This window comes from Dyadobacter sp. CY345 (assembly GCF_021502725.1).
In the GTDB taxonomy this organism is placed as follows: domain Bacteria; phylum Bacteroidota; class Bacteroidia; order Cytophagales; family Spirosomataceae; genus Dyadobacter.
In genome coordinates, this window is record NZ_JAKFFS010000001.1 from 1,262,064 (window position 1) to 1,287,787 (window position 25,724).

Genomic DNA, 25,724 nt, shown 5'->3' on the forward strand with positions numbered 1-25,724 from the left:
GATGATAGTTTTAAAATGCGGTCCTAATCCCCGGATCGGCTAATTTGGCGTCGCGGATAAACTGCTCGTCGGAAAGTGTTTTCAGGAAAGCTATGAGCAACTGTTTTTCTGTATCGGATAATGCAATGCCCGGCTTACTATTGAACTGAATCAGAAGCGTGTCGAGCGTCGGGGTTTTCTGGACGCTGTCAGTGTAATGATCAAGCACTTCTTCCAGAGTGTGATACCGCCCGTCGTGCATGTAAGGCGCAGTCAGGCCCACATTGCGAAGGCTGGGGACCTTGAACTTGTAGGCATCACGTGGCTTTCCTGTGATTGCAATCCGCCCCTGATCATTATTGCGCATCGGCATCAGCCCATTGTTGCGGAAGGAATTATCGGTAAACAAAACGCCCTGGTGACAGGAGCTGCAATTTTTTTGAAATAATACCAAACCCTGCTTCTCCCGCGCCGTGAGTGCATTCGCATCGCCTGCCCGGTAGTAATCATACTTTGAATTGGCCGAAACCATCGTCATCATAAACTGCGAGAGCGCCTTCATCATCCGTTCCGAATTGATTTCATCGGTCCCGAATGCTGCTTTGAACATTTTGGGATAATCCACCGGGATCTTAGCAGTAGGCGATGGCGTACTGCGTAGCTTATCGAGCACATTGACCACTTTTTGATCCATTTCTACCGGATTTTCTATCGGGTTGAAGGGCACCAGATCCATATCATGCACGCCGCCGTCCCAGAAAAAGGACGTGTTCCAGGCCAAATTCTGAGTGGCAGGAGAATTGCGGACGCCCAGGCGGTCGTCTACGCCATGGCTGAGTTCGTGACCATGGTGCGTGAAAGCAGCCGCCTGCTGGTGGCAAGTGCCGCAGCCTACCAGGTTGGTCCTGGACAAAATGCCATCGTAAAACAGGAACCTGCCCAGCTGCACACCTTCCTCGGTAAGCGGGTTGCGCGACAGGTCATAAACCGGATCCGGAAAACCCGCCGGTTTGGTCCAGGCAATAGGTGTAGGACCTGTCCTGACTGGCAGGGGCGCTTTTTGCTCGGCTGTACTGCAACAGATTAGCGAAAGCATTAATAAAAAAATAAGTCTGTTCATAGCAAAAGCAGATCGTCAGATGACTTAGTGGATATGGTCTAAGCTGAACATCTTGACATAGTTATCTGCAATCTGCTGCGATTTGTCAGGCTGGCCACCCATAATGCTGTTGTAGGCAGCAATGCTGATATTGGCAGCTGGCCCGTCAAAGACTTTTTGTACATCGACCAGGAAATGAACTTCCGGCACAGCGCTTTCTGTGACACTAGCTTTTAGCTGACCGAAATCCATTTTTACGACACGCGTGTTGTTGGCAGTTCGTTCGTTATAGCCGTTAAACAACCCAATATGATAGTAAAACTTACCATTCACAGGGTTGCCTTTGGAAGAAGTGCCTTCTAATTTAACAAAAATATATCCTGAGTTCCAGGCCCAGTACATGCCATCGTCCATCATTGAACCTGATGGGTCCAGCACGCCAGGGCGCTTCTCAATCGGTGCAGTGTTGCGTATGCTGTCCACACCTATCATGAATTCAGCCGCGGTATAATCGCCGAACGGTACATTGTTTAGCGTCACAAACTGGGAGGTTTTTGTGTCCTCCTTCACCAGGAAATAACTCGAATCCTGGGGCACGACAAATACATTTCCGTCAGCTTTGGTGAGTTTGATATTGGAAATGAAGTAATTGAATTTAGTAACAACAAAATCCTCATTCGAAGCATTTTTGTAGGTGACACTGCCAAGAACCAGGTTTTTATCACCAACGACATTATCAAATTCCAGGCGAAGCTTTCCACCGGCGGGGGTGTCAGGCTTAGGGCTGGGACTTGCGGGAGTAGAACAGGAGAATAATAGAAAGACTGCGCATACAGCCATGGCTGTCGCAAAGTATTTATACATACTTTCATGCAATATAGGGTTGTTTCTCAACAACTTAATGTTGAGATAATGGATGTTTTAGTAAACTGTTATTAGAAGAAAATAAAGACAGGTCACTAAACGATTGGCGGGCGGAAAATGCTGCCGATTAACAGGCGGTCAATAAATGAAGATTGAAAAGGATACTGAGCCGTATCCGGTAAAAGGAAAGTAGTCGGGGAATAATCAAATGACTTAACGCTGTTGATATCCATCACCTGATAAATCAGACTAGTGACATAGTCCTGTTCGGCCTGGCGTTCCTGTTGTTGATTGGCAGCAGCGAGCTTATTGGCCAGGTAACATTTCCCATAACACAAAGTGATGGGTTTATTCCTGTTTACGCAGAGTGCTTTGGCAATGTATTCTTTGCGCAATTCATAATCAAGACATACAAGCGGGATCAACCATGCTTTTACAAGCATTAGCGTTAAAAGGCCCAGGCCAATCCACTGTTTGTGTAAACTATTCAATTTGAGGTAAATAAGAAATTATTACTCGGAGCTGCAGTAAAGGTAACCATCAAACATCAGGATATAAAGCCAATGCACACTTTTATCTGCTAATATTAATAATTTCAATTCTCAATATGCAGATCAAACCATTAAAAGAATGCATGCCTGTTTTCGGTTAGGATGACCGAAGCCAAGTTTGTGGTGATCTGCATTAAGTAATACGAACCCGGCTTCTGATTGTATCTGGACCCACTATGAAATTTATTTACTTTCCCCAGAATTCATCATCTACTTGCTGGTCATCTGAAAATGTCCACACGTGCATGATCTTTCCTGATTTCACTTCAAACAAATCCATTCCTCCAAGATCAAAAGTTTTCGACTCTTTCTTTGCTGTAAACCAGACGGGCGCTGCTACGAAACTGCCACTTTCCGTCATTGCTCCATGGGGCCTTACAGTCATGTTTCCCGCTGTATCACCCATGATGCCTTCAAACATTTTAAAAATTTCATCAAGGTTATTTTTCACGCCTGAAAACTTATTGTTTCCCGGCTGGCTCCATTTTGTTTCCGGCGTGAAGAAGGAGAGTGCTTTCTCCACTTCACCATTGGCCAATGCGTCAAAGTACGATGCTACGGTTTCTTTCGCTTCCATATGCTTATAATTTTATTTAATAAAAAATCCTTTATTTTCTTTTGCCCACTGCTCTACAGAAGTCATCTTAACGGGTAGCTTTTCCAAAACTTCATGCATGTTCGGGTTGAATTTGGAAGGGTATTGCGTAGCGTTTTGAAGATCCTGATAATAGGAGGCAACAGCAGCTGCTGCTGCTGCTCCAACAAACGGGGCAAGGATATCCTTGAACTCTGTGGGGGGCTGTGCATAGTAAACTATTTTTTCGCCAATACCTTTGGAAAACCTTTCTGCCAGCTCATCACCTTTCAAGTTCTCTAAGCCACTCACCCTGAATGAATCTGCTGTTAAGTTTGGGGTGTAAATAGCTTCTACTACCAAAGTGCTTACGTCGCGCGATGCTATCCAGCCAATGGGCATTGTTTGCGGTGTAGGATATGCCAGCTTCTTCTCATTGGTCACGAAAGGGGCACAAAATCCTCCCATCATATTCTCCATGTAAATAGTAGGTTCGATGATTACACAATCCAACCCACTTGCTACCAAATAATCTTTGACATCCAATTTTACATCATCGGTAGGCATACCTGTTTTTTGATCTTCAAGCCAGCCGCTGGTGTTCCAGACAATCTTTTTGACACCGTTTTCTTTGGCGGCGTCAATGACATTTTTAGAAAACTCCAGACCATCGAAAGGGTTTGGCAAAGAAACCGGGATCATAAAAGCAATTGCATCAATGCCTTTGGTTATTTCAAGCATTTGTGCAGCATTGCTTATATTTCCTAAAACTGGCACTGCGCCTGCCTGCCTTAGTTTTTCGAAACTTGTTTCAGTACTTGTTGCAGCGATTACTTCTGCGCCTCTTTTCTTTGCTTCTTCAATAATATAGAACTGTTGTGAGCCTGTTGCCCCAAAAACCAATATTCTCATTTTTTATATATTTTATTTAATACTTGCACAAAATTGATACATAACCTACTTTTGTACAAGTACTTACGAGCTGGTAGGGTACCTACTTAATGGTTAGAATTATTGATTATCAATGGAAAAAAAGGAAAAACAAATTTTGCCTTGTGACGAAGGTTGTCCTGTAAAAGCATCATTAAAGATTCTTGGTGGCAAATGGACCATGATGATCATATTTCAGATCAATGACGATGTGATGCGATACGGAGAGCTAAAAAGAGCTATTCCCAGCATCAGCGAGAAGATGCTGATTCAGGAACTGAATATGCTTGTTGAAAATAAACTGGTCACCAAGAAGGCTTATCCTGAAATTCCTCCAAGAGTAGAATACAGGTTGACTGAGCTTGGCCTAAAAACGCTACCAATCATAAATAAGCTGGTGGAATTCGGTTTAGAAAATTTAGTATGATGCTGGTTTATTTATGCTAATCACCTAACCATATTGTTCATTATTCTACTTGTTCACTTAGAATGAAATATTTAATTATCAACTATCAATCAATATGATGTTCATTAAAATACCATGTATCGCAGTGATCTATCTGATGCTGTCTGTGTTAAGCGTAAAAGCGCAGACGCAGCTGAATGCTGATGAATTTGAAAGTAAACTCTCCGGTTCACGCCAAGTGCAATTGCTTGACGTCCGTACTGCTGCTGAGTACCAGGACGGGCACCTGAGGCACTCAAAAAATCTGGACTACAAGTCGCCAAATTTCAAGGAAGAAATAAGGGGGTTGGATAAAAGTAAGCCAGTATTGGTGTACTGCTTGTCAGGCGGCCGTAGTGCTCTGGCTTCAAAAACACTTGTTGAAAATGGTTTTACACAGGTCTATGAGTTGAAAGGGGGATATTTGAAATGGTCTTCTTCCGGAAAAAAAATAGAAGGTGCAGAATCCAAGACAGCCAAAGGTATGTCAATGGCTGATTTTAACAAACTAACAGCTTCTTCCGATGTCGTGCTCATTGATTTTTACGCGAAGTGGTGTGCACCTTGTATCAAAATGCTTCCAACTATTACAAAAATCAAGTCAGATTATCAGGGCCAGGCCAAAGTGGAAACCATTGATTATGATGCCAATAAAGCTCTTGCAAAAGAATTGGGAATTGATGAAATCCCGGCTTTTTTACTTTATAAAGATGGCAAGCTTGTCACGCGCAAGAATGGGATGATGGAAGAGATGGATTTCCGCAATCTGATAGAAGACTCCCTTTAAGATACGCAACAGCGTATTAAACTGCCACCGCCTTAATATTTCTGTGGTGATTGCTTAAAAATTCAGAAATTGTTTCATTGGTAAGCGTCTTGAAGAAACGCATCAAATGATTGGGTTCTGAAAAGCCAAATTCAAAAGCAATTTCACTTGCCGTTTTGTTAGAATAAATAAGCTGTGATTGTATTTCTGAAAGCAGTCGGCGCTTGATAAGCTGTGTAGCAGTCACATTGAAGGCTGCTTTCACACCTTTATTGAGCGATATCCGGCTTATGTCCAGCATTTCAGTATAGTCATTGATCCGTTGTTTTTGATGGATATGTATTTCTAATAATTTTTTGAACTGGTATGCATAATTGTTGCCAGCATCGCCAGGCGCCAGGTTGTTCTGGATGGAATATTGCCGGTTTAGCGTTTGTAGCAAGTAATACAATTGAGACCTAATAATGTGCGCACTGTCGGGCCTGACTGATACTAACTCCGTTTTTATTTCAGTCAGAATCTCACACGACTTTGACATTTGCTGACTTGTCACCGCCATTTTTAAAGGGTTTTGCAGCTGGTAAAAATACAGGAGACGATAGGTAAAAAGCTTGTCTGCAAAAAATTCATTTAGAAAATCCTCCTGAAAGACCAGCGAAGTAAATTCCATGTATTGGTCATTCATTGACCACTGCCTTTTCTGAAATGCAGAAATGAATACAATTGAATTATCGTTGACATCGAACTTATGGTTGTTTAATACAACGCTACCTTCCGCCTTTTTGAAGAAAAGGATTTCAAAGTAGTCAGTATTATAAAAGTCGGTATTGACATAGGATTCTTTAATCTGGTCGCCAGGCAAAACATTCAGAAGAAAATCAACACCGCATTCTGTCTTGTTAAAATTGATAGTCTTCATAAGTACTGTTTTACAGTCTCTTTTTAAATTTACAATACAAAGCCTGATAGTGAATTAGTAATATTGCAGCAAGCAAGCCAATTATTTTGTAAGTAAGTGAACTTAGGCTGAATTATCAAAATGGTAGTAACTAGTTACTTTTTGATAGCTGATCACCGGCTGTCAGATCCGACCTTTGCAGTGAGTTTAAGTTAATTCCAGTGTAGGAATGTCAACCTTAATAAAACAACTTCCATTATGAAAAAAGTACTTTTAGCCGCTGCATTACTTATATCGATCGCTTCGTTTTCGCAGCCTGAAACGGGCAAGAAGCCGACTCTTCAGTTGATCAGAAATGCTACATTAGTTATTGAATATGCGGGTAAAAAAATTTTGGTTGACCCGATGCTATCTTCCAGGGGAGCATTTGAATCTTTTGCCGGAATTGAAAAAAATCCGACAGTAGACTTGAAAATACCTGTAAAAGAGATCATTGATGGAGTAGATCTGGTATTGGTAACGCACACCCACGTTGACCATTTTGATCCGGCGGCCAGTAATGCACTTGTCAAATCTGTCCAGCTGCTGAATCAGCCTGCTGATAAGGAATTTTTCACTAAGGAAGGATTCACAAAGGCCGCTATTTTAGACAGTAAGATGGATTGGAATGGTATCAGCATCCAAAGAGTAGATGCACAGCATGGCAGTGGTAAGGTTCTTGAGATGATGGGCAAAACTTCAGGTTTTCTGCTAATGGCTAAAAATCAGCCTACCATTTACATAGTCGGCGATGGGATCTTAACGGAAGATATCAATAAGAATATCAAAAGATTCAAACCTGATTATATTGTTGTCAACTCCGGCGGGGCGTTTATTCCTGGATTTGAAACAAGCCCGATACTTATGGATGAAGTACAGACCATGGCACTAATCCGGGAAAGTGGCAAAGCCAAAGTTATTGCCGTACATATGGATGCACTGGACCACTGCCGTACGACCCGGGCTAAGCTCAGTCAAATGGCAAACGAAATGAATATTGCAAAAACAAAATTGATCATTCCTCAGGATGGAGAGATTCTTAATCTTACCCTATGAGCATGTAGATTTAATCAGAGGATAAAAAGCTAAGTGAGATCATTAAGTTAGATTATTTTGAATCAAAAATGAGTCGTCTGAATCGCCAGACGGCTTCTTTTTATAAACAATGCATTTTTTATTATATATATATTCCTGATGATTTCCACAAAATATTGCATTGAAATAATTTCTTACCTAAAGGTGTGTACCCTACCTTATGGTAAGTACTTGTTTACAGGTTGGTAATATTCTAATTTTGTTTATAAATAAGTATAGATAAAAAGTATCAGATTTGGTTGTATCAAATAAAATTAAAAAATGGTATTCAACCGGCGTTTCCCCAATTTCTTTCTCTATATACTATTTGAATTGTCACAATTAGATACCAAGAGAATTTAAAAAACAAAATGGTTTTCGGTAAGAATCTCAAAAATGAAATTGTAAGCGTTACAACAATGAAATCGATACAGGTATATAAACGTATTGAGATTGAAGGGGTTCGCCTAGGAGACTTCATTATAAATTTAGGAAAGGTTTTAGAAATAGACGAATCATCAGATCTGTTTTCGATTGTTGTTTTCCGACGAAATAAAAAAGAGGTTTATGAATTCGAGAAAGATGCCATCTTACTGATTGACTGGTCAGTAGATGGAGATCAATAAATTAAAGTATACAAAGTCAGTCATTATCATTGGGTAGGCAAAGACAGTAAATTACTTCACACTTACCCTCACTGCTCTGGGCGAACGGCAAATGACAAACGACCTACTTGTTTCCGCTGTGGGCCAGCAGTCAAAATTTAAATTATTCTTATGCGTATTCATTATATACTGTGTTTCCTTGATGTCTTTAAAATGAAATTACCTTTACCTTGCCTCATGATTATGTTGTTTGTTGTCGGATGCACGAAAAGTGCCCCACCAGATGAATACAATGCCAAAGCAGCCGATCCACAAATTTTCCATGAAACGGCCACGCATCTGACAGACGTAATAATTCACGATATTTTTAAAGCACCTGTTGCCAGCCGGATTTATAGTTACTGCTTCCTGTCAGCCTATGAAGCGCTCGTACCTGGATATATCGATTATCAATCCCTTGGAGGGCAATTGGTCAAGTTTACTGCCCCGCCCAAACCTGATTCCGCACTGGCTTATTGCTATCCGCTGGCAAGTATTAAAGCTTTTACCAGTGTAGGGCGCTCACTTACTTTCTCGGGTAATATGTGGGATGAATATGAAAAAGGACTATTTGAAAAATACCGCAAAATGGGCATACCAGATGATGTTTTTGAACGCTCTACTGCCTATGGGGATTCTGTTGCTAAACATGTGCTCGCATATTCTGGAAAGGATCATTATAAAGAGATTCGAGGGTATCGCTATACCGTCACCAATGCGCCAGGAACATGGGTGCCTACGCCGCCTGCTTACGCAGACGCATGCGAGCCGATGTGGAATACCGTACGGACTTTTGCGCTGGATTCAGTCACGCAGTTCCGCTGTCCACCACCTGCAAAATACGATCTGGCTAAGCAAAGCAAGTTTATGGACCTTACCATGGAAGTTTATAATATGGGAAATACACTGACCGCTGATCAAAAAGCAACCGCTTACTTTTGGGACGATAATGCATTTGTAACTAATGTAGTGGGTCACGCCATGTTTGCCAATAAGAAAATGTCCCCAGCCGGGCATTGGCTGGCTATCATCAGAACCGTTTCGACCGATAAAAAACTCGACTTGATGCATGCATCAGAAGCCTACACCCTGGGAGCTTTGTCACTGTTTGATGCATTTTCGGCTTGCTGGGATGAGAAATACAGGACCGTAAGGGTAAGACCCGAAACGGTAATCAACAATACATTAAACCCTGATTGGCGGCCACTTCTGGAAACACCTGCTTTCCCTGAATATGTAAGTGGGCACAGCGTTATTTCAGCTGCCTGCGGAACTGTTCTCACGCATTTGCTCGGTGATAACGTAGCCTTTACTGATACTACCGAAAAGAAATATGGGCAGGGGATTAAGTCATTCAAATCATTCAGGGAAGCCTATTGGGATGCGTCTATCAGCCGCATTTATGGAGGGATACATTATCGCGACGGCGTAGAACAAGGCACTTACCTAGGTGAGAAAGTAGGCCACAATGTCTGGAAACGTGCAGTTACCAAAATAGACCGCCATGCAATCGCTTCAAAATAACTCAGTTAAATTCTAGAAAGATCACACCAATAGCCAAAGTTTGAGAGTCAATACATTCCCTGACATGAGTAAAAGTAACAAAGACCGTTATTTATTCTCTTTAATCCGGCAAGGGGATAAGGACGCATTGGCAATCCTTTTTGAAAAATATTACCGGCATCTTAACCGTATGGCTTTTTGCCTTACAAAAAACAGGAAGATGGCGGATGACATTGTTATCGATGTTTTCGCCATGCTCTGGAAAAACCGGGAAACATTAGACTGCAAGGAGTCCGTGTCGTATCATTTGTTCGTCCTGACCCATAGGAAAGGGGTTACACATATGGAAGGTAACTGTTTGCCTTCTTGATTTTACCGGCATAAAATTTCAGAAGTAATGCAAAAGGTGGTTTCATTTTTAGCAAGTAGTCAATCATATTTTATAAATCTTTCCCGTATCGCCATTTTTATTGTAATGTCATGGATTGGTGGGCTAAAAGCATTTCAATACGAGGCAGACGGCATTGTCCCCTTTGTTGCAAACAGTCCTTTAATGTCCTTTTTTTACACGAAGAATGCTCCCGAATACAAGAATTATAAGAATCCAGAAGGGAAGACAGTTTAGAAAAATATTAATTAGAATAATGAAATTGGCACCTACATTTTTGCATACGGATTGGGAACGGTGATTCTGATTATTGGAACGATGGCATTACTTGGAATCTGGTTTCAAAAATCGGCATTATAGGAGGGCTCATGACATTTGGAATGTCACTGGTGACTTTAAGCTTTTTAATAAACACACCGGAAGAGTATGTGCCCGATTTGAGCGGCGACTTTACTACACCTCAGCATGGTTTGCTTATCTGTCCGAAGTAGGGCGGTTGGTAATCAAAGATATCATTATGATGGCCGCTGGACTTATTTATGCTTCTGATATTGCAAAGTACCTTTATAAAAGTGACTATTTGAGAAAATACAAAGTATGAGCATTAACAAGGTTAAAATAAAGAAATAAGAAAAAACGTCAAAACCTGTGCAAAATTAAAAATTAAAAAAAACAGTAGGTCCGCTTCAACTTTGGTAAGCGAATGGGAGCCAATGGTATCGTGTGTTAACGGGATCGTTTGTCAAAAGATCGTGGAAAGATGACCAGTGTTTCCATTCTTATTTTATCCGAATCGGTTAATTCCAAAGATGTCGATGCTGCTTATGTGTCACTTGTCCAGGGCTTTATGTAAAAGCCCGAAACTGTCAGTGTTAACAGACCAACTCAGGGTGATACTTTAATACTGGGTTCAGGCCACTTTTTCAACAGAAAAGTCTTAGACGTCAAATAGCCATTTCGCAATTAAAAAGCGACCCGGGCACCATTACTGATAGCCCGGGTCTGCACCGCTAAGTAGAGAAATTTGATAAATCTTGCTTATTGCAAGCAATCACATTTGCTGTAAAATTGAGATAGGTCCGGTATTTATTGTATATGCTGCGTCAATATCTTGGCGCTGATCCAGTACATTTTATACAGTGCCTACCGGCTGGTCAAGGCGGTTATAGTTATCTTTTGATTCGGTACCCATTTTTGCGCCAAAACCAGCTGCAACCACGCCGATCAATAATCCGAAGAAACCAAATATGGCTGCTTTGGAAGCTGCCGATGCAGCGTCATCTGCCATTTGTCTGGCTTTAATTTCTGCCTCCTTTTTAGTTTGTTCCAATTTTGCCTGCGCTTGTTTGAAAGTGTTAATCCAGTTATCAACGATCTGCTGTGATTCTTGCTGGCTTTTCCCAGTCCTTTTCATAACCACATTTACCGCATCCTGGCGATCCACTTGCGATACGGTTGTCTGGCCTTCTTTAAATAAATTTTTGAACATACTACCAGCGATATCATCTGCATTGCCTGGATTAGCAGCAGCACTCTCCGCTGCATTTCCAGCCTGATCTGCTGCATGATCTGCTTTTTGTTCAAGTTTGTCCGGATTCAATGCCGGGTTACCGGTTTGGCGCAGCAGCTTGTTGGCTTCGTTTTTTAAATCGGGCAAATCAATATTGCCCATGTCGACACCATTTGCTTTTAACTGATCCTGAACGGCATTACCGATTCCAGGAGCTGCTGCGGCAACACCTGCACCAGCAGTTTTAACTAATCCACCTACCAGACGACCCGTTCCGCCGATAATGCTGCCTATTGTTGTTGTCAAAAAATATATCGTCAAAAGTGTCACTAGGCACCAGGTCAATACTCCGTGCAAGATCCCATCGAATAAACGCGGGGCGCTTGCCAACCGTCCGGCAACCCAGCTTCCTGAGAATAAAGAGATCAGACTGGTAAGAATGTACCAGACCGCACTGCCTATTCCCAATCCTGCCGTCGGATTTTTTTCTTCCACTGCGTCAATGGTACCAAGGCCAATACCAACTCCTAAAAGAGAAAGTAGCATTTGAACGATAATGGCCACAAGTATGCCCGCAAAAATTGCACTCCACGAAATTCGCTTCTGATTAATAAGCCCGCTGTTATATGCTGGCTGCGCGTAAAGTTTACTTTGTTCCATAAGTTAAAAGCTTATTGATTTTATATTTCGATAAATTAAATGATGAAAGACGGATATCAGTATTGCGGATTATCCGTCTTCAAAAGAATGTAGGTTGCCTCAGTATCTTTTCTGAAATTTGTCGATAACCGTTTCTACGCCGTCGGTAACTTCATTTTCAGCTTTATCTGCAAATTGGTTAAGTTTGGATTCTGCCTTGGTGCTTGCCGATTCCACAGCATCCTTCGCATTACTTGCTGCGTCAGCTGCCTTGTCCTTTGCATTCTCCCATTGGTTATCAAGATCGGAAGCTTTTTTACCTACTGCGTCTTTAATTTTTTCACGGATAGCCTTACCAGATTTGGGGGCGAACAAGATTGCTCCGCATGCGCCAATAGCAAGGCCTAGTAGCAAACCTGTAATTAATCCATCGGTGTGCTCGCTGCGATTTGTAAAGTCAACATTACCATACTTTGTTTTCATAGTTTGAATTTTAATTTGGATAATAAATTTACAAATAGAAAAAGCATGCCATTTATCCACAAGACATACTCCTAATTGGAGTATAACTCGTTGATAATGATGTAACTAGTGGAGACTCTTTCGTGGGTTTTTTATCTGTACGATTTGATAAATAGCATGTTAGTGTAGAGATTATACGTGAAACATTCATCAGTCTGCAGTGAAAGATTTTTCTTAAAAAATTTTAAAAACTAATTTTGATAAGCACTAACTGGGCAAACTTGACTTAGGTGAACATAAGAAAGACTTGTGGTAGGGATGTGGGGAAAACGCATTACCCATTGCAGCAGCCGTCCCCATTTTTGATTGTAGGAAAACAATATGATCAGCTTTGGAAATGGATATAGAGGCTTCTCGTCTTGCGGTATACTCCATTGGATGGCGAAATGGTCTGAAATGTAGTTCAGAGGAGAAGTAATGCTTCAATCTCAGGCTTGGTCTGATCGGAGCTTACGTTTGGCCAAGCCGCCTTCCTGGCTTTATCTCAGAAGTTTCTTGGTCGCTAACGACTCCTTTGCGCGATTACAGTTCAGGTTCCTTTTAATCACTGCTGCTATGGTCAAAGGATGGGTCAACCTTCTTTAATACCTAATGTGTATTTTTGATGTCGAGAAATGCAATGAAACAGATTACTGAATTCACATTGTAGGGGTTTGATCATAGACGCCACCTATAACGCATGGCCTGAAATTTAATCAGTCGTATTTATGAAAACTATTCAGGAAGATAAAATATTAAAAAAATCAGTGTTTAGGGGCTTTTAACAGTTTTGAATAGGACAAAAAATAAAGATTACAAGATGTTTCGCAAGTATCTTTTAAGCATAACAAGAGGGAGTGATACGGAATGAGAGCAGATAGATAAGATGTCAATGAGCTATTAATGACGATAATCTAATGCTGTTTTGTAACTTTGAGAACCTTCCACCAGCCTTATAAATTTATATTTCCCGGGGCTGAAATTACAATTGTATATATTAATGGATACTTCACTGCTGATCAGCAAACTTTTAGAGATACAAGATTTCTCCAATTCTGATTTACAAAAATTAATTCCGCATTTTGAAGAAAAAGTTGTCAGAAAAAATGAGTTTATATTTCAGGCAGGAGATGTAGTTCAAGATACTTTTTTTGTTCACAAAGGTATACTCCGTCAATATTACGTGACACCGGAAAACAAAGAACGGACTGTATACTTTGCCGAAGAGGGCAGGTTTGCCGGAGAAGTCATGAGTTTTCTTTATCAATTACCTTCGGAATTTTACTTTCAGGCTTTGGAAGATTCAGTAGTACTTTGCCTGAACCGTCAAAAATGGGAGGTTGCCTTCACCACAATTCCGGCATTGGCCTTACACCAGTTGAAATTACATGCACGGTTCATATTTGATCTGAAACAGGAAATTTCAAAATCAGGTAAGGAAACGCCAGATCAAAAATACAGGAGGTTGTTGCAGGAAAACCCTGCCCTTTTTCAAAGAATTCCGCTCTTCCATATCGCGATGTACCTGGGGATAACGCCGGAAACGGTCAGTCGGATCAGAAAAAGAAATATGAATCTCTGAGATTTATTGATTTGAATCAAGTAATGTTTCTAATCACTATCGTTTTCTTTACGGATAAAACCGTTTATTAGATATCAATCATTTCACCCAACCTCAGTTAAGTACTATGACCTTGGAAGAAAACAAAAAATTTATGAGCTTCTTTATAGAAGAAGTTATAAATAAGAAAAATCTGGATGCAGCCAATGATTTGGTATGGGAAGATTTTATTGAGCATCTGCCATTTCCTGGACAAGGACCCGGCAGAGAGGGGTTAAAATATGCACTAAACTCCATGTTTACCGGATTTCCGGATATGTACTGGACAGTAGACGAACAAATTGTAGAAGGTGAAAAGGTGGTAACCAGATTTACCTGGACCGGAACACATCAGGGGGATTTTATGGGAATACCTGCCACCGGTAAAAAAGTTGAAGTCTGGGGCGTAGTAATTGATGTTGTACGAAACGGATTGTTTTCTGAAAGCAGGATCATCATGGATACCGTTGGGTTATTGCAGCAATTGGGAGTGATGCCTGGACCAGCTGAGCAATAGTTACGTATGCTACTAAGTTATGTTGACTGTCAGTCTTTATTCTGATCCTTACTGAACAATTCTAAATGGATTTTTGATTAGGGGTTTATTTTGAATAATACCAGTCATCCTCTTATCAAACTGGCAGAATGGCGGATATTGCATGGGGGCAAGTTAACCCGCAAAACGAAGGCCTTGGGAATGGAAGTTTATTCACCGTTTACCTACCGACAGTGACGGTATTGACCGGCCGAGCCGCTACTTCCATGTAGCAAAATCTGATTCCTGGCTTTACGACGCATTCTGGTTATTGATGATAATGCTGATGCGGCTATGACCCTGAGCATGCTTCTCACACTGAAAGGTTACGAAGCCCATACCCGGACCAGTGGCCGGGAAGTTACTACCAGCAGCTATCCTACTGGGTATTGGTATGCCAGAGTAATATGGGTATGCCACTTGCCGACTCAACAGTGAGCAGCCCGAGGAAGGGAGAGCGATTGCCTTGCCGGGTTACGGGCATCAGCCAGACCGGATTCGAACGAAAGAAGCAGGTTTTAACGAACATCTGGTCAAGCCGGTCGATTTCCAGCCGTTGATCAACTTGCTGAAGAATCTTTTATTTAAGGATGATTGAACCGCTCAGCGAATCGAGTAGTTACTTTTGTGCTAATCTGAAATATTGTACGTGCCAACTTATGCAATATTAATTATTAGATGACGAGCAGCTTAGCCAAGGCTCCTATTAAATCAATCGGTAACTTACATTCACAGTATGTATTGGAATTGATCCGCAATTATGCCAACATCCGCAATTATGCCAACAAGAGTTATTCCCGACCAAATATGTAACCGATAGAGGTTAACAAATTATTCGGTGGTATTTGTGTACTCTCAGGCCTAAATCCTTTTCCCCCCATTTAGTTGTTAAAATGCCACTTTTAAATTACAGATTAGTGGTACTCCAAAACAAATTTCATAATATTGCAAAATAGTGGGTTAAACTGTAATATATGATAATAGGATACGTACGGGTTTCAAAAAATGAACAAAATCAGGATTTACAATTTGATGCTCTAAAAAAGGCGGGTTGCGAGAAAGTGTTTCATGAAAAAGTTTCCGGGGCTTCTAAGCAAAGACCTGAATATATGAAGATGGTTGCCGAGTTAAGAAAAGGAGATATTATTGTAGTCTGGAGAGTAGACCGGTTAGGAAGGACAACTTATGAGCTGATCAAATTAATGGTGGAGTGGAAAGAACTGGGAGTGGAGTTCCGGAGTATTTCTGAAGGCATTGATACCTCTACCAAAATGGGTCGGCTATGGTATATGCTCAGTTCCGTTTTTGCCGAAAATGAAAGAGAGATTTTGATGGAGCGGACCCTGGCCGGAATGGAAGCTGCCAGGGCAAGGGGTAGGGTAGGAGGCAGGCCCAAAGGGTTAACCAAAAAATCAAAGGAGCTTGCCGGCCTGGCTGCAACTTTGTACTTAAGTAAAAAATACACAACTAATCAAATTTGTGAACAGTTAAAGATTGGAAGCAAGGCTACGCTTTATAATTATTTAAGACATGAGGGGATTGAGGTTGAAGGATGGGTAAGAATAAAAAAACTTAAAACTTTATAGCTTTTTGTAACGGTCAAAACAAATTCGTGATTTTAAATTTAATGAATTCGTGAAAAGACATTACGGTATTATCAAAGATCCAACATGCCTGAATACTAAAATGGCCCTTGAAATTAATTTTCAAGAGCCATTATACTGTTAAGTAACGTTTGTTTCACAAACCAATCCTTACCTAATCAACAGGCGGGAAGAGAACATTTGTCCGTTTTGAAGAATTGCTTTAACGATGTAAAGTCCTTTTGACACTCCCTCAATATTGATTCCCTGTGAACTCGGTTTTTCGATGCTGTAAGTCACAATACCTGCAATAGAGACAAGTTCTATTTTCTGGAGTTGAGAAGGGAGATTATTGAATTGCAGTTTTTGCCCGGATGATGATATAGGATTTGGAAAAAGCGCCAGCTTGTCAGCAGATTCTGATCCTGTAAGACTACGGATTTGGCTGTATGCAAAACTACCGTCCATATCAACCATTTTAAGGCGATAATAGGGCTTATCTACTCAATGGTACATTTTTCTCCGCGCCTCTCATAAAGTTGATTTAATGAATTTGTTTTTTAGCAGATAGATAATTCCTAGCTTTGAAAAATCAGTTTTACTCATTATCGCAATTTATATCGCTTTTACTATGAAATTTTTTATAGTAATGCCAGCTCGATATGTAAGATTACAGACCTAAGTAGGGCAAATCAAATAAATCTGGTTCACCATTTTAAGGCGCACCAGATTATTTAATAGAGTAGATTATTTGCGGCCATCATTAACGGCTCTAAAGGGCGAAGGCAATTGTAAGTTTATGTACTGATACAACACTTTTTTCGTCACCAAATTTCTTATCCATTGGCCGGATAAATGACCATGTAGAATGAATTACTCGCCACTTTTCATCCGTTTCTTTTTGATATACTTCGATACAGTTATATTCCATGTCTATAAGGGTAGTTTTTGCAAAAACCTGAAAAGTCAGCACGGCCATGTCCTGACCTATTTGTACACGGGGACTACGAAAATCATAGGAGTCAGCAAACAACTTGCCTTCTATCGTTTCTAAAAATTTAGCAATAGTAGCGTGGTCGTCTACCCGCTGGGTAACGACTGCATCAAAATATGTGAAGCTGCGCTTTGACCAAAGTTGCTCGTAACCAGAAGTGTCACCATTGAACCATTTGTCAAGTGCAGATTTTTCCAGCCGATAATGTGCTCAGCAAGTTTACGCTCTTCCTCTGTATAATTTTGCTCGTAAGCAGGTTCCTCTTTTGTTATCATAATCTTTTTTATTCACATTAAAAATTGTCGTATTATTCAATGTTATTTAACTGCTCACGCTGCTTTTGGTCAGTCCACTTACGATCAGATCATAGGATTTGGTGACGAGTTCTAAAATTTTGGAATCCGGAACATCCTGGTTAAAATAGACACTGATCCAATGCTTTTTGTTCATATGGTAGCCAGGCTTTACACCTTCATACTGGTCCTGAAGTTGCTGCGATTCTTCCGGGCTGCACTTAATGTCGCAAAAATCAAATGCATCAACATTAAAGAAGCAGAACCATTTGTCAAACACAGAGAACACCAGCAAGTTTTTGTCATAGTCTGCTTTCGATTTGTCAAATGGCATTTTTTCATTGGCTTGGTTCAATGAAAGGCAATGAGTTCTAAAAGCTTCTGAGTTCATAAGTAAAAGTTATAATTTTTCGAACACACTTAAATACTAAAGAACTCATGCCATGCATGACGTAAATCCTTAGTATCCGCTGATTTTCACTTTCAATATATTTTTAAAATTTACACTTCTTGAAAGCTGATCTCAAAATCACTCTTCTAAAAACGGATAATCGGTGTATCCGTGCTCACCTCCCCCATACATGGTAGCCTGGTCTGGTTGGTTTAACTCCACATCCAGTTCAAACCGTTTTGGCAGATCAGGGTTGGACAGCAACAATGCACCATAAGAAATTATTTTGGCAATCCCCTTTTCGAGTTCCGCCTCTCCGCTTTCTTTATTGAAACCGCCATTGGCGATAACCAGGTGCTTACTTATAGTGCCAAATGTTTCAATAGCGTTTTTAGGATAATTTGGGAAACTGTCCAAGGGGAACAAGCCATTCATTAGATGTATATAAGCTAATGGTAATTCATTTAAGTCTTCGATCAAGGGTGAGAATTGTGCAACAGGATTACTGTTTGTTATATTGTTGTAATAGACAGTAGGAGATAGCTTAATGCCAACTTTATCACTACCTGCCGCATCAACGAGTTCCTGCATAACTTCCAGAACGAAGCGGTTTCTGTTTTCAATGCTGCCACCATACTCATCCGTCCGAAGGTTTGCACTTTCTGATAAAAATTGGTTAGGTAAATACCCGAATGCTGCATGCAGTTCAATGCCGTCAAAACCTACCTGAATGGCATTCCTCGCAGCCTGACCATAATCCTTTACAATCTGTTTGATCTCCTGCAGGGTTAATTCCTGTGGTGTTTCATATTCTTTCATTCCCTGGGAGGTGAAATGCTGCTGCCCAGTTATGCCTATCGCTGATGGAGCTACCGGAAGATTTCCTTTTCTGTCTACCGAATGCCCAACACGACCGGTATGCCAAAGCTGTGCATAGATCACGCCTCCCTGGTCATGCACAGATTTTGTTACTTTCTTCCAGGCATCAATTTGCTCATCGCTGTAAAGGCCTGGTGTCAGCGGACTACCCAGCGCCTGCTCTGAAATATTTATCGCCTCTGTTATGAGAAGTCCTGCGCTTGCCCGCTGTGTATAATATAAAGTCGTCAGATCTGACACAACACCTTCAATGTTTGCACGGCTGCGTGTCATGGGTGCCATAGCAATTGCGTTTTTTAATGTTTCCTTTCCCAGTGTTACCTTTTCTAGTAATTTCATTGTTTCTTAATTTGTTTAGTGATATCTGTAAATTGTATTTTTTGAATCAGGATAATACGTTTTCCTAGATCAGCCCGCGGTCAAGGCAATATTGTCTCACACTTTCTTCGGCCGTTGGCAGCTCTCCGAACAGTTCTTTTTGCCTTTGTGTATTTTTACTGATGTACACACCCGTATCGATCCATTTGATCATTTGATACATGTCATCAATGCTGGCATTAAATTTCGCTATGGCCGGCAGGATGTAATTCAATACGAAAGCAGGAATAACCGGCTTAACCTGAATGGGCTTTTTAAGGACACTGGCAAATGCCGCTGAAAGCGTTTTGTGGTTCACTGGTTTGTTCCAGCCCACATCTACGGAAGTGTTCAACTCCTTATCCGGTAAAACAACTGCTGCCATGGCAGCATATTTGGCAAGTTGTGATGTGTAAATAACTCCGTAAGTTCCTGTCAAAAATGTTGGGAGCACACCTTTCGTAATTTTTTTGATGATGTAATCCGGTGTCTGATCCAGAAATGCACCAGGCCGAAGGGCAATGTATGGCTGTTTTTTCTCAGTTAGATACTTCTCGATCAGGTATTTATTGTAAAAATGAGGCACCACTTTGGCCTTGTCCGATTCGAGAATGGAGATCAGCACAAAACGAGGAATTGCTGCTGCTTTGGTTGCATCCACCAAGTTTTGATACCCGATCGTATCGGTTACCGGACTGTCGCCCTTTGTTCTTTTAGTATAACCCGCTGCACTTGCCACGATTGCATCAAATCCGTATGCGGGCGATATGGCTTCATGCAAAGAAGCTGCATTCATCATATCACCTATGACAAAATTTTTGACACCCATTTCCACAAGCTTACTTCTATCGCTGCTTGCCCTGACCATTGCAGTGACATCTGCGCCGATTTTAAGTAGTTCAAAGGCAATTTTATTTCCAAGGTAACCGGTCGCACCAGCCACCAGAACTTTCTTATTGTTCATTTTTTTAATTTTTAAATGATGATATTACTTAATCAACTGTAAGGATAACCTTGCCATTTACACCACCGGCCGTTAAAAAGTCCTGGGCCTTGGCTGCTTCTTCAAGCTTAAATGTTTTGGAAACAACTGGTTTGAATTTTCCGAATTTTATCAGTTCTAAACCATTTTGCAAGGTTTTAGCTGAGATGTCGGAAGCTACAAAACCGGCTTTTACCTTGTATTGTTCTGCCAATTGCTGTGATGGTGGTACGACAATACTCAATAGTTTTCCACCAGGTTTTAAAACTTCAAAAAGCTTTTCCTGAGCTTGGCCACCTGCGGTGTCCGCTACGAGATCAACACCCCTAATCATACTGGCCACATCCTGTGATTTATAGTCAATAACAAGGTCTGCACCAAAACTTTTTGCCAGTTCCAGACCTTTTCCCGATGCTGTGGCAATTACGTACGCGCCGGCGGCTTTGGCCAGTTGCACCATCGCGCCCCCGGCTGCACCGGCTCCGCCTTGAATCAATACTTTTTGCCCCTTTTCAAGTTGACCGGCAGTAAAGAGCACTGATTGTGCAGTCCCAATATTGACACCAATGGATGCTGCTTCTCCAAAAGAAAGCCCCTCTGGCATGGGCAGCACAAAGTCTTCTTTTACTGTCACATACTCCGCATAACCGTTTGTCTTGGTAAGTGCAATGACCTGATCACCAACTTTAAACGAGGATACACCGTCCCCCACCGCGACAATTATTCCTGCGGCCTCACCGCCTGGTGTAAAGGGCATTTGAACGGGGCGGGCCGATTTCATAAACCCCATGCGGATTTTCATGTCAATCGGATTTACACCTATTGACTTCACTTGGATCAAGACATCTTTTTCACTCTGGATTGATGGCATTGAAACTTCTACTTCTTCGATCACATCTGAACTTCCATAAGTTCTGTATTGAATTGCTTTCATTATTTTAAAGTACTAAGTGAATAATTAGTGGAGCATTGCTGCTGTAAAGAATACGATGGGCAACAGTCAAGGTCATTGAATGGGACGTTTCTTCCCATCCGGGCAACAAAATCAGGATTAGCAAGAAATCCTCGCCCAAAGGCAACCAGATCTGCCAGGCCCTCTTGCAGCGTTTGCTCTGCTGTTTGCCGGGTTAAGCCATTACACAATATAATGGTGTTGTTGAATACCGAACGAATTGCCTTATACGTCTTTTCAGGAATTTCCGGGTTGGTTGAAAGATGAATGTAAGCAATCCTGGATTTGTCCAGTTTACTGGCTAAATAGATGTAGGTTTGATTTACTTCATTTGTATTGTAAGATCCTTGGTCACAGAGTTGGGAAAACGGAGAAAGGCGAACCCCAATTTTTTCCGGACCAATAGCTGCTGCAATGGCTTGGGTAATCTCTACAATCAGGCGGCATCTTTTTATCAGATTTCCTCCGTATTGGTCCGTTCTGTCATTTACATTCGGGTTTAAAAATTGTTCCAGCAGATACCCATTGGCGCCATGAAGTTCTACACCATCAAAACCAGCAAGAACTGCATTTTGTGAAGCCTTTACAAAATCTGTAATAACGCGGGTTATACCTTCCAGACTCAGGACTACTGGAACAGAATGCTGCTGCATACCATGTGAATCAGTAAAAATTTCGCCGGCTGCCTTAATATTTGAAGGACCTACCGGCTGTATACCGCCAGGTATGTTGGACACGTGAGCGATGCGTCCGGTGTGCATCAGCTGCAAGAAAATTTTGGATCCCTTTTGATGAACAGCATCTGTAACCTTCTTCCATTCTTCAACCTGCTTATCACAAAAAATTCCGGGAATGCGTGGATAACCCAGCCCCTCAGGACTTGGCGAGGTTCCTTCTGTAATAATCAATCCTGCTCCGGTGCGCTGGGCATAATAATTTGCCATCAGCGCATTAGGAAGATTGCCAATAGCCCTGCTACGGGTCATTGGCGCGATCACCAGATGATTTTTTAACTTTAAGAAGCCCTTCTCATAAGGCGTGAATAACTTCTTCATTTTGCTCCTGCTTAATTACAGAACAAATGTAGAAGTTGCCTAATGAGTAAAATAACCGAAAAAGGCACAATAATAGTCCTATCCGGCAAGCATCGTTTAAATCGAAGATAAAGAAAGCTTATGAAGTGTAAGAGAATTTTTTGGGTGTGATGCCATACTGTTTTTCAAACAATCTGCTAAAGTGGCTTAGGTTTGAGAATCCAAGCTCGTATCCGACCTCAGAAACGGACTGTTTAGCTTGTTTTAACAGAAATGCAGCTTCTTCCATTCTGGCCTTCTGGTAATAATTATAGATTGAATCTCCAAAAGTTTGCTTAAAGAGCTGTTTAAGTTTCGTTTCACTCATGGAAGCGATCATAGCCAATTCACTTAAAACGGGCGGACTGCTAAGATCACTCAATATTTCATTTCGAATGATCAAGAGCTTTTCCGCATCGTTGCTATTGATATTCTTGAAAGTTGCATTTTCCCTGAGCGAGAGCTTATTAAACAGCAGGTACATCAATTCCTGCACTTTGATTTGTACATAGAAATTATTCAGGGAGTTGTTCATATCGACGGATACAATATTGTTAAGCAGCAGTTGCATTTCAGGATCCAGACTTTCAAAAAAAAGAAAGGAAGCATTTTCCGCTGTGATGGTTTTTAATGTACCGTTCGGTTTCTCGATCGATAGTACTGAGCGTAACCTGTCGGCAGTTATCCCAACTACTACGTATTGAATGGTGCTGCCAGCAGGAAAACGAATTTCTGTACGCAAGTCATTGGTAGACAATAGAATCGAAGAATCATTTTTTTGGGAGAATGGTATGTTGTCCTCGTTGTTATATTTAACTTCAAAATCTTCCTTATTGTTATAAAAGAAAATCGTGCGGACGTTATTGGATGTGGCAGCCGGATTGCGCTTGATAATCAGGTCTTCTTTCAATAGATACCGGTGGATCGTTAATTTGAAATCGTCTCCGAACGCAACTTTACGTACGTAACCCTCTCCCATTTCCTTTGGGATCTCCAGAAAATTATCTCTGACAGGAACATTAATTTTTTCTGAAAATCGGGTTATAAAATCAAAACCCGGGGCTGCCGTAAATTCTAAAATCATAACAAGAAGTAACTGGTTAATGCATGTAAGATTATAAAATTGCGTAAAACATATGTCACTTTTTTCAATATCATCTCGTTTTACTAATTACATATAGTATAAATAATTGGAAAAGCCTTATCAAAAGAGTCCCTCTTAGGAATTAAGTACTCAATAGTACAGTTTTCCCTGCTTATTTTATAAAATCAATTTCTAAAAATGCTTTCAAATCAAATAGTTCTTAACTTTTACCACAACTTCAAAATAAATGAGAGCTTACGGCTTATCATTTGCTCTTATATATGAATAAAGTGTTGGTTTACTGATTTCAAGCATCTCACATATTTTCTTGACTGATGTCTTTTTAGCTTCATAAAGTTGAACGGCCAACTGTTGTTTATCAGCATTCAGCACTTTTGGCCTTCCACCCAATCGGCCACGAACCCGGGCTGCTGACAAACCTGTCATTGTCCGCTCTTGGATCAGGTTCCGTTCGAACTCTGCAAGTGCACCAAAAAGATGAAACACTAATTTTCCAGTCGATGTCGATGTATCAATTGACTCGTGTAGACTTCGCAATGCAACTCCTTTATTTTCCAGATAGGCCACCCAGTCGATTAAATCTTTCAGTGAACGGCCAAGCCGATCCAAGCGCCAGACGACCAATGTATCTCCACAGCGAAGAAACTTTTTGATTTCAGTTAATCCTGATCTTTCTTTTATAGTGCCACTAATTTTATCTGTTATTATTTTTTCACATCCGGCAGCCCGAAGCAAATCTTCCTGAGCGTCTAACTTCTGATCAAGGGTCGATACCCTGGCGTAACCTATAAGCATGATTGGTAAAAAAACTCGTTAAAGCATCAATATAATTTACTTGATTTATTAACCAAGTTTATTTACTAATTTAAAAGGAATGTATAATCTTTTTCTTGCTAAAAATCATTAGTAAAATAAACCCTTGTTTTCTTTACTCTGCTTATTGATTGGTCCGTCCTAGAATGTGTTGACTGGCTTGTTTGATTCAGAATATAAGCTGTCACTTTTAGGATGGTTAATAATAGGTTAAAATTAATCCTAAAATCATGTTGACAGTTGCTAAAAAAATGCTTGTTCTATCTGAATTTATCCTTGACTTAAAGATTACTTAAACTATTTATAAACCTTGGGTTTCCAATGCTTCTTTAAAGGCTGGTCTGAATGATGAGCAACCGAAGGTGTCAAGTAATCACAGTACATATGAGGTCGTAGATGGTTGTAGTTGTAAATACTTTTGTCAACGGCATTTGCTGCTTCTTCAAATGTAGTGAACACTCGATTTAAACGAAAATCTGTTTTTAGTATCCCGTTTATCCTTTCGGCGATTGCAATTTCAGAAGGATCGCCGCTCTGGGTCATGCTGATGGATATTCCTGCTTTTTTAAGACGGCGTACCTATTCAAATCTGCAATATTGGCTGCCTCGATCTGACCGGGTCGCCGGTGCGATGATGGATTAGTCCATTTCCTTTTTCCCAATCGGTTAATAAGGCCATTTCCAAAGCCTTTAAGCTACCTTCTGCTGTTAAAAATGGATACAGGCAGTATCCAACAATCAGTTTTTAATAGGCATCAGTGATCAACGACAGATAGCCGAACCCCATACCAATACAAATGTAAGTAATATCATTTACCCACACTTGCCTGGGTTGCAATATGACCCTGTCTATAAGCAGATTAGGATACTCCCTTAATCTTTGGTTAGAATTTTTTGTTTGTGGAACTTGTCGACGTTAACAAAGAATCAGATCGTGGTTTTTCAGAAGTTTATGCAACTTATCACGACCTAATTTTATTCCGCTTATAGCTAATGGTTTATTTAATAAAAAATGCAGCTTTCGAGTACCCAAACCAGGTATCTCTCTTCTCAATGCCGATACCATATCTAATATAAGCATGGAATGGCTGAAATACTGTTGTGAACGTTCATCTCTTCCGTAAAATGCTTGTCGACTCACACCAAACAGACGGCAAAGGCTTCCGACCCTTACCTTTGCTATTTCGTTATTACGAAGCTTTAAGACCGTTTGGTGACAGACTTTTTTCGTATGGGCACATTTAACTCGTTTTCGGCAACCTCGATCATCGTGTTCAGAGCTAAAATCAGCAAATTAGCCTGATTTAGGGCATTTTCCAATTCCTCAATCCGTTGTTTCAGGTCTGTAATGTCCTGTGTCCGTGCTTTTTTTATAGCAGGTAAAGTTATCAAACCGGTTTGAATCTTTCGTTGATACAAAAGTACCCAGTTACGAAGCGTATGGCTATTATGAAAATCCAAATCAGCCATAACCTGGCTAGGATCTTCCCCTCCAAAAAGGATTCGAAAAACGGCACTCTCTTTTAGTTGCTCGCTATACTGAAAGCGATTAAGCAGGTCGCGAATGTGGTCTTGCAAAGATGTAAATTTTAAGGTAAAATTGGCAATCTATTTCAAGCTAAGACACCTGCAAATGACACCTTTTATATGACTATCATAACATTGTGATTTCTTTTATTGGGAAGTTGACGTATCTAAAATTCTTTTGGATAGATAATTATGCTCACTATGAAACTATAAACTAATGTGCTTGTAGTATCAAA

General features: G+C 40.8%; 33 protein-coding genes. 14 read left to right on the plus strand and 19 right to left on the minus strand.

The annotated features are described in order from the left end of the window. Positions 1-10 precede the first annotated feature (10 nt). The 5 genes from L0657_RS05270 to L0657_RS05290 form a co-directional block, all read right to left on the minus strand. A complete protein-coding gene (locus L0657_RS05270; protein WP_235149366.1) occupies positions 11-1,099 on the minus strand; it encodes a cytochrome-c peroxidase in 1,089 nt (362 codons plus the stop codon). 24 nt (positions 1,100-1,123) lie between these two features. After that, on the minus strand, positions 1,124-1,942 hold the full coding sequence (locus L0657_RS05275) for an MbnP family protein (RefSeq protein WP_235149367.1): 819 nt from the start codon (positions 1,940-1,942) through the stop codon (positions 1,124-1,126). 95 nt (positions 1,943-2,037) lie between these two features. Continuing rightward, positions 2,038-2,433: a hypothetical protein gene (locus tag L0657_RS05280; protein WP_235149368.1), complete on the minus strand. Its 396-nt coding sequence runs from the start codon at positions 2,431-2,433 to the stop codon at positions 2,038-2,040. Between the two features lie 247 nt (positions 2,434-2,680). Beyond that, positions 2,681-3,070, minus strand: coding sequence for a nuclear transport factor 2 family protein (locus tag L0657_RS05285; RefSeq protein WP_235149369.1), 390 nt, complete (start codon positions 3,068-3,070; stop codon positions 2,681-2,683). Positions 3,071-3,082: 12 nt separating this feature from the next. Further along, positions 3,083-3,979 (minus strand): SDR family oxidoreductase, encoded by an 897-nt coding sequence (locus tag L0657_RS05290; protein ID WP_235149370.1) that lies wholly within the window; start codon positions 3,977-3,979, stop codon positions 3,083-3,085. 112 nt (positions 3,980-4,091) lie between these two features. On the opposite strand from L0657_RS05290, the gene L0657_RS05295 reads away from it, so the two are divergent. Together L0657_RS05295 and L0657_RS05300 are read left to right on the plus strand one after the other, a co-directional pair. Then, entirely contained in the window at positions 4,092-4,424 is a 333-nt protein-coding gene (locus L0657_RS05295) for a helix-turn-helix domain-containing protein (protein WP_235149371.1), read from the plus strand. Between the two features lie 94 nt (positions 4,425-4,518). Next, positions 4,519-5,229 carry a thioredoxin domain-containing protein gene (locus L0657_RS05300; RefSeq protein ID WP_235149372.1) on the plus strand — a complete coding sequence of 237 codons (711 nt, stop codon included), beginning with the start codon at positions 4,519-4,521 and terminating at the stop codon, positions 5,227-5,229. 16 nt (positions 5,230-5,245) lie between these two features. On the opposite strand, the gene L0657_RS05305 is transcribed toward L0657_RS05300, so the two are convergent. After that, entirely contained in the window at positions 5,246-6,127 is an 882-nt protein-coding gene (locus L0657_RS05305; RefSeq protein ID WP_235149373.1) for an AraC family transcriptional regulator, read from the minus strand. Between the two features lie 237 nt (positions 6,128-6,364). Here L0657_RS05305 and L0657_RS05310 point away from each other — a divergent pair, with 237 nt between their 5' ends. From L0657_RS05310 to L0657_RS27860, 7 genes are all read left to right on the plus strand, one after another. Next, positions 6,365-7,201 carry an MBL fold metallo-hydrolase gene (locus L0657_RS05310; protein ID WP_235149374.1) on the plus strand — a complete coding sequence of 279 codons (837 nt, stop codon included), beginning with the start codon at positions 6,365-6,367 and terminating at the stop codon, positions 7,199-7,201. 437 nt (positions 7,202-7,638) lie between these two features. Then, the gene (locus L0657_RS05315) at positions 7,639-7,845 is read left to right on the plus strand and encodes a hypothetical protein (protein WP_235149375.1); all 207 of its coding nucleotides are present in this window, start codon (positions 7,639-7,641) and stop codon (positions 7,843-7,845) included. 192 nt (positions 7,846-8,037) lie between these two features. Further along, positions 8,038-9,387 (plus strand): vanadium-dependent haloperoxidase, encoded by a 1,350-nt coding sequence (locus tag L0657_RS05320; protein ID WP_235149376.1) that lies wholly within the window; start codon positions 8,038-8,040, stop codon positions 9,385-9,387. Between the two features lie 64 nt (positions 9,388-9,451). Beyond that, the gene (locus L0657_RS05325) at positions 9,452-9,736 is read left to right on the plus strand and encodes an RNA polymerase sigma factor (protein ID WP_235149377.1); all 285 of its coding nucleotides are present in this window, start codon (positions 9,452-9,454) and stop codon (positions 9,734-9,736) included. 27 nt (positions 9,737-9,763) lie between these two features. Further along, a complete protein-coding gene (locus L0657_RS27850; RefSeq protein WP_255717744.1) occupies positions 9,764-9,991 on the plus strand; it encodes a DUF417 family protein in 228 nt (75 codons plus the stop codon). Between the two features lie 143 nt (positions 9,992-10,134). Next, positions 10,135-10,245: a DUF417 family protein gene (locus tag L0657_RS27855; protein WP_255717794.1), complete on the plus strand. Its 111-nt coding sequence runs from the start codon at positions 10,135-10,137 to the stop codon at positions 10,243-10,245. Between the two features lie 5 nt (positions 10,246-10,250). Beyond that, on the plus strand, positions 10,251-10,355 hold the full coding sequence (locus tag L0657_RS27860) for a hypothetical protein (RefSeq protein WP_255717745.1): 105 nt from the start codon (positions 10,251-10,253) through the stop codon (positions 10,353-10,355). 531 nt (positions 10,356-10,886) lie between these two features. Here the strand turns inward: L0657_RS27860 and L0657_RS05330 are convergent. Together L0657_RS05330 and L0657_RS05335 are read right to left on the minus strand one after the other, a co-directional pair. Further along, positions 10,887-11,924 (minus strand): hypothetical protein, encoded by a 1,038-nt coding sequence (locus tag L0657_RS05330; RefSeq protein WP_235149378.1) that lies wholly within the window; start codon positions 11,922-11,924, stop codon positions 10,887-10,889. Positions 11,925-12,023: 99 nt separating this feature from the next. Further along, the gene (locus L0657_RS05335) at positions 12,024-12,386 is read right to left on the minus strand and encodes a YtxH domain-containing protein (protein ID WP_235149379.1); all 363 of its coding nucleotides are present in this window, start codon (positions 12,384-12,386) and stop codon (positions 12,024-12,026) included. Between the two features lie 1,018 nt (positions 12,387-13,404). Between L0657_RS05335 and L0657_RS05340 the strand changes: the two genes are divergently transcribed. The 4 genes from L0657_RS05340 (at position 13,405) to L0657_RS05350 (ending at position 16,125) form a co-directional block, all read left to right on the plus strand. Next, complete coding sequence (locus L0657_RS05340) at positions 13,405-13,986, plus strand: Crp/Fnr family transcriptional regulator (protein ID WP_235149380.1); 582 nt, start codon at positions 13,405-13,407, stop codon at positions 13,984-13,986. 133 nt (positions 13,987-14,119) lie between these two features. After that, complete coding sequence (locus L0657_RS05345) at positions 14,120-14,521, plus strand: ester cyclase (RefSeq protein ID WP_235149381.1); 402 nt, start codon at positions 14,120-14,122, stop codon at positions 14,519-14,521. A 128-nt stretch (positions 14,522-14,649) separates the two neighbouring features. Further along, on the plus strand, positions 14,650-14,772 hold the full coding sequence (locus L0657_RS27865) for a hypothetical protein (RefSeq protein ID WP_255717746.1): 123 nt from the start codon (positions 14,650-14,652) through the stop codon (positions 14,770-14,772). Positions 14,773-15,513: 741 nt separating this feature from the next. Beyond that, entirely contained in the window at positions 15,514-16,125 is a 612-nt protein-coding gene (locus L0657_RS05350; protein ID WP_235149382.1) for a recombinase family protein, read from the plus strand. 168 nt (positions 16,126-16,293) lie between these two features. On the opposite strand, the gene L0657_RS05355 is transcribed toward L0657_RS05350, so the two are convergent. The 10 genes from L0657_RS05355 to L0657_RS28140 form a co-directional block, all read right to left on the minus strand. Then, positions 16,294-16,590, minus strand: a complete 297-nt coding sequence (locus L0657_RS05355) for a T9SS type A sorting domain-containing protein (protein WP_235149383.1) — start codon at positions 16,588-16,590, stop codon at positions 16,294-16,296. Between the two features lie 304 nt (positions 16,591-16,894). Further along, positions 16,895-17,314 (minus strand): hypothetical protein, encoded by a 420-nt coding sequence (locus L0657_RS28135; RefSeq protein WP_409015025.1) that lies wholly within the window; start codon positions 17,312-17,314, stop codon positions 16,895-16,897. 123 nt (positions 17,315-17,437) lie between these two features. Next, on the minus strand, positions 17,438-17,800 hold the full coding sequence (locus L0657_RS05370; RefSeq protein ID WP_235149386.1) for an MmcQ/YjbR family DNA-binding protein: 363 nt from the start codon (positions 17,798-17,800) through the stop codon (positions 17,438-17,440). A gap of 138 nt (positions 17,801-17,938) precedes the next feature. After that, positions 17,939-19,018: an alkene reductase gene (locus L0657_RS05375; protein ID WP_235149387.1), complete on the minus strand. Its 1,080-nt coding sequence runs from the start codon at positions 19,016-19,018 to the stop codon at positions 17,939-17,941. A 64-nt stretch (positions 19,019-19,082) separates the two neighbouring features. Beyond that, the gene (locus tag L0657_RS05380; protein ID WP_235149388.1) at positions 19,083-20,000 is read right to left on the minus strand and encodes an NAD(P)H-binding protein; all 918 of its coding nucleotides are present in this window, start codon (positions 19,998-20,000) and stop codon (positions 19,083-19,085) included. Positions 20,001-20,028: 28 nt separating this feature from the next. Then, positions 20,029-20,952 (minus strand): NADP-dependent oxidoreductase, encoded by a 924-nt coding sequence (locus L0657_RS05385; protein WP_235149389.1) that lies wholly within the window; start codon positions 20,950-20,952, stop codon positions 20,029-20,031. Beyond that, positions 20,952-22,025: an alkene reductase gene (locus tag L0657_RS05390; protein WP_235149390.1), complete on the minus strand. Its 1,074-nt coding sequence runs from the start codon at positions 22,023-22,025 to the stop codon at positions 20,952-20,954. The genes L0657_RS05385 and L0657_RS05390 overlap by 1 nt, the downstream gene beginning before the upstream one ends. A gap of 118 nt (positions 22,026-22,143) precedes the next feature. Next, the gene (locus L0657_RS05395; RefSeq protein WP_235149391.1) at positions 22,144-23,127 is read right to left on the minus strand and encodes an AraC family transcriptional regulator; all 984 of its coding nucleotides are present in this window, start codon (positions 23,125-23,127) and stop codon (positions 22,144-22,146) included. Positions 23,128-23,382: 255 nt separating this feature from the next. Continuing rightward, positions 23,383-23,943 (minus strand): recombinase family protein, encoded by a 561-nt coding sequence (locus L0657_RS05400; RefSeq protein WP_235149392.1) that lies wholly within the window; start codon positions 23,941-23,943, stop codon positions 23,383-23,385. A 315-nt stretch (positions 23,944-24,258) separates the two neighbouring features. Then, a complete protein-coding gene (locus L0657_RS28140) occupies positions 24,259-24,504 on the minus strand; it encodes an integrase core domain-containing protein (protein WP_409014997.1) in 246 nt (81 codons plus the stop codon). Here L0657_RS28140 and L0657_RS05405 point away from each other — a divergent pair. Then, the gene (locus tag L0657_RS05405; RefSeq protein WP_235149393.1) at positions 24,413-24,604 is read left to right on the plus strand and encodes a hypothetical protein; all 192 of its coding nucleotides are present in this window, start codon (positions 24,413-24,415) and stop codon (positions 24,602-24,604) included. The two genes, L0657_RS28140 and L0657_RS05405, sit on opposite strands and share 92 nt — an antisense overlap. Positions 24,605-25,161: 557 nt before the next feature. Here L0657_RS05405 and L0657_RS05410 read toward each other — a convergent pair. Next, positions 25,162-25,539, minus strand: a complete 378-nt coding sequence (locus L0657_RS05410) for a transposase (RefSeq protein ID WP_235149394.1) — start codon at positions 25,537-25,539, stop codon at positions 25,162-25,164. Positions 25,540-25,724: the final 185 nt, after the last annotated feature.